Below are 12187 nucleotides of genomic sequence, written 5' to 3'. Positions count from 1 at the left end.
CTCCCGTCCGTGGACGCGAGCCCGGCGTACTGCTAGATGAAGGGCTCTCTCCAGAGCCCAGACCCGATTCCGCTGGGTTTGACAAAACCTCCACCACCCCCTTCATTCGTCACCATGTCAACCACCGCCAATTTCCCCACCATGATTCAGCGTCCGACCAACTACATCATCCCTACCGTGATTGAGGCAGAGGGACGCATGGAGCGGGCGTATGACATCTACTCACGCCTCCTCAAGGACCGCATCATTTTCATCGGCACCCCCATTGATGACCAGGTGGCCAATATCGTGATCGCCCAGCTTCTGTTCCTGCAGATGCAGGATCCGAAGAAGGACATCAACATCTACATCAACTCCCCTGGCGGTTCCGTGACCGCGGGCCTGGCCATCTACGACACCATGCAGTTCGTCACCTGTGACGTGAACACCTATTGCATCGGCATCGCTGCCAGCATGGGCGCCGTGCTCCTGACCGCCGGCACCAAAGGCAAGCGCTACGCACTCCCGAACTCCCACATCATGATCCACCAAGTCAGCGGCGGTGCCCAGGGCACGGCCAGCGATGTGGAGCGCACCGTGGAGTTCATGTACCGCCTCAAGCGCCGTCTGAACAAGATCATCTCCCACCACACCGGCAAAACTGTGGAAGCCGTCGAGCGTGACGCCGACCGCGACTACTACATGAGCGGTGAGGAAGCCGCGGCCTACGGCCTGGTGGACAAGGTGCTCGACAACAAGAAGGAGTTCACTCCCGTCATGGAAGTCGTGAAAGAAGCCACCGGCGGCGGCAATGGCGGCGGCGATGTGTCTCCGCAGACCTCCGTGTAGTCTTGGTTTAATGCTCCGTCGGGAGTTGAAGTTGTTTCAACGAACGAAGTTTATTCAAACATGCAAAAGCAGGTCTCGAAAGGGGCCTGCTTTTTTGTTGGTGTGAAGAGAGCGCTCCGTACAGGCGTCTCAAGGGTGGGGTTAGACGTGCTCGGGCCTTTGGGCAGGCCGCAGCGTCCTGCGCGGGATGACTAGGGTCTGTCGAAACATGGCGACATCGGCGAGATAGGCGAAGCTTGCAGACGCTTCAGCTAGTGCCTGCCAAGGAACCTCGGGGGTGGTGAAACGTGGTCTGGCCGTTTCTCAAAATGGCCTTGCCTGGGAAGCTCGGGGAGCGCACGCATCCCTGCGTGCTGTTCGCGGCATCTTGCCGCGAATGTCAGGCGCAGTGCATGACATCGCATCCGCCTGACGTGGAGGCGTTGATGGCAGAGGGGAGAAAGCGGATGCTGTCGGCCTCCCCACCTGATCCTCCTCCGCGGAGGTACCCAACGTTGACTCGCTTAGGGCTCGTCCAACGTTGGGCTGTGTTAGAGATCCCCGCTGGGGATCAACTTCGAACTGAGATGGGAACCTCCAGGTGGTTCCTTGGCGGCCACTTGCTCAGTCGAAGTTCTTCCTCGAAGAGGATGGGGCTACAAGCCCAACGTTGGCGAGCTTCCAGCGAGTCTACGTTGGGTACGGTGTTGGAGGTTTTTACTCCGAAGGAGTTGCGGCGGTCTGGTCTTCACACGTCTCCACAACCGCCTCTTCCTCTCCCTACTACCTCAAAAGAGCCGGGACGGCGCTTCTACTTTGTCTAGCGGGCCAGACTCCTATCTACTCAGACAACACCGCACGAGCAAAAGACTGAATCTGCGCAGCAGCGAGCACGCCCAGCAACGCGGCCTTCAAAAACTCCAGACCGATGTAGGCGTTGTGATGCCAGGAGGCAGCCACGATCTCCCCTGCCAGCACCGCTTTGGCCCGCACATCCAGGGCGGGCATGAGGCCCCAAACTTGAAACGCCAGCACGGCGGTGATGATCGCCAGCAACACCACGCTGCCCCGCGTGCGCACCACCCGCAGCCGCAACATCAGGAACCAGGAGAACGCACAACAAATCAACTCGACCCGATTCAGCGCATGAAACACCAGCCGCCCGATGCTCAGAGCATGCTTCAACTCCACGCCCGGCGCTTTGAACTTCAACGGGGCTTCCACAAAACTGATGGCACACACAAACCCCAGCCATAGCAGGGTGATAACAAAAGCATAGAGGGCAAAACGGCGCATGATGGGCGCGAGTATGACTCAGGGCGTCTGCTCGCGCCAGTACGCAGGCAGGTCTTTCTTGGTGGCCAGCAGGATGGTACGGATGTGCCCCCGCTCGCTCTCAGACAGGCTGGCGAACTCCTTCTCCCGCCCATCGTGCCCGCGCAGAACCTGCCAGAGCTGGGAGTAGAATTCGTCCTTCATCTGCTGGGGCAGGGCCTCAAATGCCCGCGAGTAGATCATGTAACTGCAGCGGTGTTTGAAGAGGCGGGTGCGGAGCTGAAAGTCCTTGAGCGAGCGACCCTCTTCTGTCTCCTGGCGGTTGCGCCGGAAGGCGTCCTGAAACGACACGTCCCCTTCCACGCCATCATCCTGCAAGGTGTACTCATCGACGAAGAGCATCTGACGCAGCAGCTTTTCCGCCAGGCTGCGGATCACGCTCTGGGCCGAGCCCTGCGGCACCTCTGTCACGGGTTCATTGAAAGCCTTCTGCAGATCCCGCTGGCGGGCCATGGCGGCACGCGTGCTGCGGGCCGCCTCCGTCAGGAGGTTGTGGGTGCTGCACTGGTGCTCCAGCACCATGAGGGCCACGAGATCGCTCGTCTTCGTCAGATAAGGCTGCGTGGAGATGATGTCCTGCAGGGAGGTGATGTTAGCTCCTCGCTCCCGGTCCAGTTGCACGCCCGCCCCGGTCTCCTTGGCAATGGCATTGCCCATGTGCCTATCCTTGCCATGGCGACCCGTCACATACCAGCCACCCCAGCGTTCCGAAAGCGGACTCTCATGCGTGGTGACGTGGCTCCCTTCACTCAGGATGGGCTGCCCGGAGGCATCGGCAAACACCGAGCGCACCAGCATGCCCTTCACCCCGCCGGTGCGCGAGCTCTCATGGCAGCTCAGGCACTGCTCATCCGTTGCAAGTTCCGGGCGATAACCCACTGCCGCGCCACCTCTCTGGCTCAAGGTGTAGAAATGCGGCCCCGTCTCCGGATCCATGCCGATGATCTCAATCAGGCCGCCCTGCACCCAACCGACATACACCTCTTCAGAGAAATAAACCGCCCGCGGCCGCATCGGTCCGATCAGCGCGTTCTGCAGGCTGGTCTTGGAGAATACCAGCACCTGCGAGGCCACCGGCACATCCAGCTCCTTGAGCACAGCCTGTAGAAAGGTCTTCTCATCCCCCTCCACCAGGAGCTTCACCTGCCCACCCTGCACCCGCTGCCAGAGCCTGGCCACGGGATCCGAAGATGTCTTCCACGGTTCCGCCGGCGCAGGCTCCGCAGCAGAAAGCGGTAAATTGCAGGCGAGAAACACCACGCAGCATGAGGAAACAACTCGCGCGCGCCAGCCCGCCGCCGCAGTCCTCAGGGATGCGTGCCGTTCAGTGTCGCGCCCGCGACGTAGCCATGACCCGGACTGGGGCTGAGCAGGCGCAGGATCGGCTTGCCGTCCATCACCAGGTCCTCGAGCGTGTAGTGATCCAGCACGTCCAGAAACGCATCCCGCGCCTCCCGGAACACCCCGCGCAGACGGCAGGTGGGGGAGAGCTTGCAGAGATCGTTGGCGGGGTCGAAGCATTCGACAAGATTGAAATGAGTCTCTGTGCTGCGGATCACATCGCCGACCTTGATGTCGCGCGGTGCCCGGCCCAGACGAATTCCCCCACTCCGGCCGCGGCGGTTGCTGAGGTATCCCAGCTTGCCGAGGTAGTGGACGATCTTGACGAGATGGTGGTGTGAGACTCGATAAGCCTGGGTCAGTTCACTTAGGGTTACCTTTTCATGCTCGCGCGCTGCGGCATACATCAGTACGCGCAGGGAGTAGTCGCTGAAACGGCTGAGTTCCATGTTGAGGCATAAGTTGAATTACGCATGCACTTTTGCGGTGCTTGCGCAGACGTGGGAGCGTCGCTTGCGATATGCCAAGCATGGATTGGGCCAAGGTACGCATAACCCGCCTCTTTCGGGCAACTTTGGAGAGACAGGGTGGGAGAACGTTGAAGTTCAACCACAGAGGCAGTGAAAATGATGAATGCCGAACCGCCTTCCCGTCTGCGTGGAAGCTCCGGTCAGGGTAGCTCCTTCCTAATTCCTAATTCACCATTCCTAATTGTTGAGTTCTATGCCCTTCTCCATCTCGCCCGAAAAATCGGTTTCCCGAGGGCCATCCACTGTTTCTCAAAATCGGTGATGGGATAGAAGAACGCCCCGTCTGGCCAGTCCAGGCGGGTCATGGCGGGACGTTGGGTCAGGGCTTCGAGGGCGTTTTCGTAGTACGGGAGGTCGTCGGACTTGAGGAGGAATTCCCCTCCCGGGACGAGGACTCGCTCGATGGACTCTAGAAAGGCGGTGCTGTTGGGCAGGCGGCGGCCGTGATGTTTCTTCTTGGGCCAGGGGTCCGGGCAGAGGAGGTGCAGGCGGCTCACACTGCCCGCCGCGAGCAGCCAGCCGAGGGTGTAGGTGGTCTCCAGCCGGAGCACGCGGGCGTTCTTCAGCCCCCGCTGCTCAATCCGGCGGGCGGTCTTCTCCACGCGGCCAATCAGGCGCTCCACTCCCAGGAAGTTGCGCTCCGGGTGGGCGGTGGCCATTTCGATCAGAAACGTGCCGTCACCACAGCCCAGATCCAGCTCGAGGGGGCGGTCTCCCGTCTCGGGGAAGAGCGCATGGGGATCGTGATGCTGGAAGTAGTCTTCGGGAACAAAAACAGGGGTCATGCCGGATGTCAGAGCTGCCTTGGCCCGGTCCCACAAAGGGGCGGCGGGCGGAGCAGCAAGCTTTTACAAAATCAGAATCGGGATCAGGGTCAGAATCAGGCCGCTTCCACCGGGGCCGTGGGGGCATCCACCCAGCGATTGTGCTCCTTGATCAGATCGATCAGGCGCTCCACAGCCTCACCTTCCGGGATGTTGAACTTCACGGCGGTCTTGCCGACGTAGAGGTTGATCTTGTCCGGCGCACCGCCCACGTAGCCGAAATCGGCATCCGCCATTTCACCAGGACCGTTCACGATGCAGCCCATGACGGCGATGCGCACGCCCTTGAGGTGACCGGTGGCGGCGCGGATCTTCTGCGTGGTGGTCTGCAGATTGAAAAGCGTGCGGCCGCAGCTCGGGCAGGCCACATAGTCCGTCTTGAAAATACGGGTGCCAGCGGCCTGGAGGATGTTGTAGGAGATGCGGAAGGACTGACCGGGGGCCTCCTCACCCTGCACCAGGATGGCATCGCCAATGCCGTCGCACAGAAGGGACCCGATGTTCGTGGCAGCGCTGAGCAGCGTGGGCACGAAGTCCGTCTTGGGCTCCGTGGCAGGCTCAAACGTGTCCTTGAGCAGGATCGGATGCCGGGGCTCCAATCGTGAGGAAAGCAGACGGAACGCAGCGATCACCGGAAGGTTCACACCGTCCTTCACCGTCACGAGACAGGGACTCGTGGAGCTGTTGACATACGCGATGGCGGCATCGTCGCGGGGATCGAGTGCAACAGCCTCGCTGTCCTCCACCACCACCTCGGGCTTGAAGTCGCCGAGCTTGTCGATCTTGTGCGCCACGGCATCCCACTTCCGTCGGCTGGTGAAGACGGCCATGGTCTCGTGGCCGCCGACGCTCACGCCATTCACCTTGAGCACGGAGGACTGGCGGCGCTCGAACTCAAAGGGATCGTAGCTGACCGAAGGCGGATTGGCCACACCTTCAAAACGGGCGGGCACGCCGTCATTGTACGGCTGCACCAGGGTCTGGGCCACGGGGATCTCATACACCGCGTCCTCGGTCAGGCTCACGCGCACGGTGTCGCCAATGCCGTCCGCCAGGAGAGAGCCGATGCCGATAGCGCTCTTGATGCGGCCGTCCTCGCCATCGCCCGCCTCGGTCACGCCCAGATGGATGGGGTAGTTCCAGTCGCCGCCCAGATCATTGAGCCGGGCCACGAGGAGGCGGTAGGCCTCGATCATGACCTTGGGATTGCTCGCCTTCATGGAGAAGACGAAGTTGTGATAGTCCTGCTGGCGCGCCACACGGGCGAACTCGAGGGCGCTCTCCACCATGCCCAGCGGCGTGTCGCCGTACCGGTTCATGATGCGGTCGCTCAGGGAGCCGTGATTGGTGCCGATGCGCATGGCCCGATCCTTGGACTTGCAGAGCTCCACGAGGGGGATGAACTCCTCCTCGATGCGGCCCAGCTCCTCTGCGTACTGGTCATCCGTGTACTCGCGGATCGCGAACTTCTTCTTGTCCACGAAGTTGCCGGGGTTCACGCGCACCTTTTCCACCCACTTGGCGGCCTCCATGGCGGCGTCGGGCTTGAAGTGGATGTCCGCGACCAGCGGCACATCGCAGCCAGCGGCCAGAAGGCCTGCTTTGATGTTCTGGAGATTCTCCGCAATGGGCCGCGTCTGGGCGGTGATGCGGACGATCTCACACCCCACGGCCACGAGCTCCAGCGTCTGCTGGATGCAGGCCTCCGTATCGCGCGTGTCGGAGGTAAGCATGGACTGCACCCGGATCGGGTTACCGCCACCGATGCCCACCTTGCCCACCCGGACTTCCCGGGTTTCACGGCGCTGGTAGTGGTAGAGATCGGGGCAGTACTGAAGCGGGTGCATTACGGGTAGAGGGATAAGGGAAGAGGGGCGAGGGACAAGTGGCCGCTACTGGCCAGGAGCGGGAGCGGCACCGGTCTGGCGCTGATTGGCTGGGAGGAAGCGATATTCCTGCTTGGCCTCCCGTTTGTCTCCTTTGCCTCCACCGACCATGTCGCCAGCGTCCTTCATGCTCACGAAGACCATGAAGCCTAGGAGAAGGAAGACGCAGGCCATCTGCACCACCTCCAGAATGCGGATGTTGATCGGGCGGCGACGGATCCACTCAAAGAGCGCCATGGTGATGTGTCCACCGTCCAGCACAGGGAAGGGCAGCAGGTTCATGACGGCGAGGTTCACGTTCAGCACGACGCTGAACCAGAGCACGCGCTGCAGGCCATACGGATCGTCCAACAGGGTGTAATAGGCGCGGCCGATACCAATAGGGCCGCTCAGATGGCCCATGTTGATCTCCGACTTGCGGGAGATGATGGCGGAGATGGTGGCGCCCATGGTCTTGAGCGCGTCCCGGATCTGCGTCCATGGACGCGGGTGGGAGATCTGACGCAGACCGTTTTGGTCCCAGATCACGCCGATGAGCTGGCGGCCCTTGTCGTCATCCGGGCGGATGTCCGGCTGGCGGGGCGTGACGTGCACGGTCAGCGACTTCTCGGTCGGCTTGCCTTTGTCGCGCAGAATGCCCAGCTCCAGCTGCTTGCTGGGGTTCTTCTCAATGTAGTCGCCCAGTTGGTAGAGGCTCAGCAGTTCCTTCCCGTCCACAGAGGTGATGAGGTCCGTGGCCTGGATGCCCGCCTCGGCGGCCGGGCTGTTTTCCTGGGTGCCCGCCACCATCGGCGTCTGCTTCCCGGCGATGCCCACCTCACGAAGCTGCTTGCGCTTGAAGAGGAAGGAGAAGAAGGAGGTCTTTTCTTTCTCCACGATCTCTGCGGTCACCGGCACCAGCAGCGGCTTGGGTTCGCCCGGACGCTCCACAAGGAAGGGGATGGGGTTGTTCTCACTGGAGACCACGTTCCAGCGGACGCTGTCCACCAAGCCGCCGAAGGTCTTCACCGGACGACCGTCGATTTCGAGGATCTTGTCACCGGGCTTGAGTCCGCCCTTGTCCGCGTTGCTGTCAGGGGCCACCCAGCCGATTGTGGTGGTGACCATGCCTTCCTGCTCTGGTTTGCCCACATTGAACACCACGACGGCGAACAAACAGGCGAGCATGAAACTGAAGAGAGGACCGGCGAAAGCGACGATGATCTTGTCCAGCGGGCTGATCGGGGGAAGCTGCTCGCGCTCACCGCTACCGCCTTCAATGGCCTCCATGGGTGCCATCTGCGGCAGGGCCACGAAACCGCCGGCGGGGATCCAGCCCAGGCCGTACTGCACGCCGTTGTAGGTTTTCTTCCAGATGGGCGCACCAAACCAGATCTGGAACTTGTCCACCTTCAGCCCGCGCCAGCGTGCTGCCAGGAAGTGGCCCCACTCGTGGACGAGGATCATCAGGTTGAACACCATGATGACGAGGAAGATGATGCCGGCGTAATGGAGGGCGTTGAGGACTGATTCCATAGAAGGATGAGGGGAAAGGGAGTCTAGCACCCGCGCTGGGGGCGTGCAAAGCAGGAGTTCAGGGGGAGCAGCAGGGTTATCAAGGGGCCAAGTGAGCCGTCCCCAGCCCGGTCTGGGAGGGGTGTCACGCCGGAGTTGGAGCCTTCATCGGGCATTGTGTTCATTGATCGGATGCCAGAAAGGGGACTGGGGGGCCATTTTTCGGACGCCCACTGAATCGCGTCGCCTCCCACCTCAGCTTACGGCTGCGGGGCCGTGGGGGGCACGGCATCATCCGCGGCCATGTGGGCCTCTTTCCGGTCCAGGACCACCTCAGGGGTACTTGCCTCCACCTCGGTCTCGTTGTTCAGGCGGCGGTGCAGGATGGTCTCGTCCACCTCGCCGCACCACTTGCCCACCACGATGGCGGCCACGCCGTTGCCCACAAGATTGGTCAGCGCCCGGGCCTCGGACATGAAGCGGTCAATCCCCAAGATAAACGCCAGTCCGGCCACCGGCACATGACCGACGGCCGAGAGCGTAGCGGCGAGGACGATGAATCCGCTCCCGGTGACTCCGGCGGCTCCCTTGGAAGTCAGGAGCAGCACGAGCAGCAGGGTGATCTGGTGCTGAAGGTCCAACGGAGTGTTCGTGGCCTGGGCGATGTAAACCGCCGCCATGGTCAGGTAAATGGAGGTGCCATCCAGGTTGAAGGAGTAGCCCGTAGGCACCACGAGACCCACCGTGGACTTCTGCACCCCCAGATTCTCCAGCTTGGCCATGATACGGGGCAGCACGGACTCCGAAGAGGAGGTGCCCAGCACGATGAGGAGCTCTTCCTTGATGTACTTGATGAACTTCCAGATGCTGAAGCCGTGATACTTGGTGATGAGTCCCAGCACCCCAAAGATGAAGAGGAGACAGGTGGCATAGAAGGTCGCCATCAATTTCCCAAGGGAATACAGGGAGTCCAACCCGTGCTCACCGATGGTGAAGGCCATGGCCCCGAAGGCCCCGATGGGGGCCACCTTCATGACAATACCCACGATGCCAAAGAGCACGTGTGAGGTCTTCTCAATAAAGTCGAACACCAAAGTGCCGCGCCCACCGAACCGGTGAAGGGCAAACCCAAACAAGATTGAGAAGAGCAACACCTGCAAAATCTCCCCTTTCGCAAAGGCGTCCACCACACTGCTCGGAACAATGTTGAGGAGAAACTCCGTGGTGGATTTCATTTTCCCAGGCTCGGTGTACTGCGCCACCGAGGCGACATTGGCCGCAGTGGGCACTGAATTCATGCCCACACCAGGTTTCACCACATTGATGATCACAAGCCCCAGAATGAGAGCCACGGTACTGACGACCTCAAAGTAGAGCAGGGCCAGACCACCCGTCTTGCCCACCTTCTTCATGTCTTCCATACCGGCGATCCCCACCACCACGGTGCAGAAAATGATGGGAGCGATCAGCATTTTTATCAGCCGGATGAAGCCCTCGCTGAGGGGTTTCATCGCGACACCTGCGCCCGGGAAATAATGTCCGAGCAGCACCCCGAGGGCGATGGCGATGATGACCTGGACGTAGAGGATCTTGTAGAACGGTTTCCTGGCTCCCGGCGTGGGGAGGGCGGCGGCAGGGCTGGTCATGGTTGGCAGTGTTGAGCAGGGAGGGTGAGGAAACGAAGATTCGGCCGGGGGAGAAGCCGGGGCCGCATCAGATAGGTGAGGCGTAAAACTTTTCCATTAAAGAAAATGGACGGCTGACTCCAACGCCGTCCCGGGCCGAAGGTTTCAGCGGAAGTGGCGAGACGTTCCTGTGCATTCCCAACCCCTTGGCAACCGAGGCGGTCGCCCTACAACCCAAGGTGTTAGGGTGAGGGTTCGGGAATTGAACAAACAAAGTCGCTTTGTACGTGGCCTCTGCCCATGACACGCTGTAGGGCAATCCCGACGAGTCGGGATTGCCGCGCGCTACCCCTGACTCGGCACAACCGCGGCAGTCACCCTACAACCCACTGCACTTGGCCTCTGGTCCCGGAGGGACGCCGGAAATTAGCCGGGGGTGAGGGCCTGTCATCAGGCCGGGAACCACCGGACCAGCCCGCCCCCATTACCTTCGTCCCGGATGGGACGGCGGATCGAATCAGACGTGTGCGGGCGCGCTCACGGACGGGGTTCGATGCACCAACGTGCCCGCATCCATCACCGCCGCCCCTCACAAACCAAAGGCCCAACGCCCAAAGGTCCACATCACCAGCGGAATGAGCAAGGCAAAGAGCAGGTCCACCACCAGGCCCGCCTTCACCATGCGAGGCAGACTCACCAGTCCGGAACCAAAGGCAATTGCATTAGGAGGCGTTCCCACTGGCAGGGCAAAGTCCGCACTGGCGGCAATGGCCACCGGCACGCAGAGCAGCACTGCCGGTTGATCGATCCCCACGGCCAGAGCCCCGATCACAGGGAGGAATGCCGTGGTGGTGGCGGTGTTGCTGGTGAGAGCGGTGGCCCCGATCATGACCGCCACCACCAGAAACACGATGGCCAGCGCGGGCCAGGAGGCCATCACTGAAAGACCGCTGGCCATGGCTTTGACGAGCTGGGTCTTCTCAAACGACGCCGCGAGGCTCAGACCACCGCCGAAGAGCACCAGCACATCCCAAGGCAGCTTTTTCAGGCTCTGCCAGTCGAGGACGAAGACGCCCTTTTTCAGATCCACCGGAATGAAAAACAGCAACGAAGCGCAGCCCATGGCAATGACCTCATCGGTGAGGAGCGCACCCAGCGGCCAGTTGGCCCCAGGAGCCTTGGGCACCTCCGCCTTCCAGGCCTCCCGGGATACCCAGAGGACGATGGCGAGGGAAAAGGCCCCGATCACCACCCATTCAGGCCCGGTGATGCGGCCCAGCTTCAGCCTCTGTGTGGTGAGTTCGTCCTTCACGCCGGGCACTTCCTCATTACCCACCTTGAAGCTCAAACGCGTGAGGATGAAGTACACCGGGGGCAGGGCCAGCAGAATGAGCGGCACCCCCACCAGCATCCACTGCCCAAAGCCCACTTCGACACCATACGTCTTGGCCAGGAAGGCCTTCAAAATTGCATTGGGCGGTGTGCCAATGAGCGTGCCCATGCCGCCGATGTTGGCTCCGTAGGCAATCGCCAGCACCAACGCCGCACCCATCTCCACCGTGCCGCCTTTCGCGCCCTGACTGGCACGAAGCAGCCCATGCACACTGATGCCGATGGGCAGCAGCATCATGGCGGTGGCGGAATTGCTCGTCCACATGCTGATGAACGTGCCCGCCAGCAGGAAACCCATGATCAGCGCCCTCGGCTTTGTGCCCACGGCATGAATGATGTTCAAGGCGATGCGCCGGTGCAGGTCCCAGCGCTCCATCGCAATGGCGAGCATAAATCCACCCATGAAAAGGTAGATGATGGGGTCCGCGTACGCTGCGGCCGCCTCCTTCATGGGCGAGATGCCGAGTATGGGCAGCAACACGAGCGGAAACAACGCCGTCGCCGGAATGGGCAGCGCCTCCGTGACCCAGAAGACCGCCATGGTCACGGCCAGCCAGGCCACCTTTGTGGCACTGGGAGACAAGCCCAGCAAGGGTGGGCTCAAGAAGGTCGCCAACAACAGCGCCACCCCCAGCAGCAGTCCGATCCGCTGACGCCATCCATAGTCCCCTTCCAGCAGGTTGCCTTCGTCATCCACCAATTGATCAGGACGTTCTTCACCTTGCATGGAACGCATGCTAGAGGTCGCCGCTTGGAGAACGCAACGGTGCAAATGTGAATTCTGTCCGCTGCGCGGGGGACAGAAGACTGCAAGACCTGAGGAGGCCAAATGAAAGTAGTGCTGGGCTTTAGCCTGGCGTTGGAGGACGACGCAGCGGGCCTGTGACTACTTTGCTCTGCCCCCAACGCTGTAGGGCAAGCGCCCCGCTTGCCGCGCGCCGCCCCTGACGTTT

9 protein-coding genes are annotated in these 12187 nt (G+C 61.4%); 1 reads left to right on the top strand and 8 read right to left on the bottom strand.

What is annotated here, in order from left to right:
* Window positions 1-114: 114 nt before the first annotated feature.
* Window positions 115-828: an ATP-dependent Clp protease proteolytic subunit gene (locus BV034_RS01250; protein WP_081887498.1), complete on the top strand. Its 714-nt coding sequence runs from the start codon at window positions 115-117 to the stop codon at window positions 826-828.
* An 819-nt stretch (window positions 829-1647) separates the two neighbouring features.
* Here BV034_RS01250 and BV034_RS01245 read toward each other — a convergent pair.
* From BV034_RS01245 to BV034_RS01210, 8 genes are all read right to left on the bottom strand, one after another.
* A complete protein-coding gene (locus tag BV034_RS01245; RefSeq protein ID WP_050023315.1) occupies window positions 1648-2103 on the bottom strand; it encodes a hypothetical protein in 456 nt (151 codons plus the stop codon).
* An 18-nt stretch (window positions 2104-2121) separates the two neighbouring features.
* Window positions 2122-3321, bottom strand: a complete 1200-nt coding sequence (locus BV034_RS01240; protein ID WP_265592503.1) for a hypothetical protein — start codon at window positions 3319-3321, stop codon at window positions 2122-2124.
* A 128-nt stretch (window positions 3322-3449) separates the two neighbouring features.
* On the bottom strand, window positions 3450-3932 hold the full coding sequence (locus BV034_RS01235) for an Rrf2 family transcriptional regulator (protein ID WP_050023311.1): 483 nt from the start codon (window positions 3930-3932) through the stop codon (window positions 3450-3452).
* 272 nt (window positions 3933-4204) lie between these two features.
* On the bottom strand, window positions 4205-4798 hold the full coding sequence (trmB, locus tag BV034_RS01230) for a tRNA (guanosine(46)-N7)-methyltransferase TrmB (RefSeq protein ID WP_050023428.1): 594 nt from the start codon (window positions 4796-4798) through the stop codon (window positions 4205-4207).
* Window positions 4799-4893: 95 nt separating this feature from the next.
* Window positions 4894-6684 carry a (E)-4-hydroxy-3-methylbut-2-enyl-diphosphate synthase gene (ispG, locus tag BV034_RS01225; protein ID WP_050023310.1) on the bottom strand — a complete coding sequence of 597 codons (1791 nt, stop codon included), beginning with the start codon at window positions 6682-6684 and terminating at the stop codon, window positions 4894-4896.
* Between the two features lie 45 nt (window positions 6685-6729).
* The gene (gene rseP, locus BV034_RS01220) at window positions 6730-8238 is read right to left on the bottom strand and encodes an RIP metalloprotease RseP (protein WP_050023308.1); all 1509 of its coding nucleotides are present in this window, start codon (window positions 8236-8238) and stop codon (window positions 6730-6732) included.
* A gap of 239 nt (window positions 8239-8477) precedes the next feature.
* Window positions 8478-9863, bottom strand: coding sequence for a dicarboxylate/amino acid:cation symporter (locus BV034_RS01215; RefSeq protein ID WP_050023306.1), 1386 nt, complete (start codon window positions 9861-9863; stop codon window positions 8478-8480).
* A gap of 568 nt (window positions 9864-10431) precedes the next feature.
* Complete coding sequence (locus BV034_RS01210; RefSeq protein ID WP_050023304.1) at window positions 10432-11970, bottom strand: SLC13 family permease; 1539 nt, start codon at window positions 11968-11970, stop codon at window positions 10432-10434.
* Between the last annotated feature and the right edge of the window lie 217 nt (window positions 11971-12187).

The organism is Verrucomicrobium sp. BvORR034, assembly GCF_000739635.1.
In the GTDB taxonomy this organism is placed as follows: Bacteria; Verrucomicrobiota; Verrucomicrobiia; order Verrucomicrobiales; family Verrucomicrobiaceae; genus Verrucomicrobium.
The sequence above is the reverse complement of the archived record's forward strand: the minus strand, read 5'-3'. Positions and strand labels throughout refer to the sequence as shown.

Coding starts and splice junctions, on each gene's coding strand:
- BV034_RS01245 (WP_050023315.1), bottom strand. CDS start 2,103: ATGCGCCGTTTTGCCCTCTATGCTTTTGTTATCACCCTGCTATGGCTG.
- BV034_RS01235 (WP_050023311.1), bottom strand. CDS start 3,932: ATGGAACTCAGCCGTTTCAGCGACTACTCCCTGCGCGTACTGATGTAT.
- BV034_RS01210 (WP_050023304.1), bottom strand. CDS start 11,970: ATGCGTTCCATGCAAGGTGAAGAACGTCCTGATCAATTGGTGGATGAC.
- ispG (WP_050023310.1), bottom strand. CDS start 6,684: ATGCACCCGCTTCAGTACTGCCCCGATCTCTACCACTACCAGCGCCGT.
- rseP (WP_050023308.1), bottom strand. CDS start 8,238: ATGGAATCAGTCCTCAACGCCCTCCATTACGCCGGCATCATCTTCCTC.
- trmB (WP_050023428.1), bottom strand. CDS start 4,798: ATGACCCCTGTTTTTGTTCCCGAAGACTACTTCCAGCATCACGATCCC.
- BV034_RS01215 (WP_050023306.1), bottom strand. CDS start 9,863: ATGACCAGCCCTGCCGCCGCCCTCCCCACGCCGGGAGCCAGGAAACCG.
- BV034_RS01250 (WP_081887498.1), top strand. CDS start 115: ATGTCAACCACCGCCAATTTCCCCACCATGATTCAGCGTCCGACCAAC.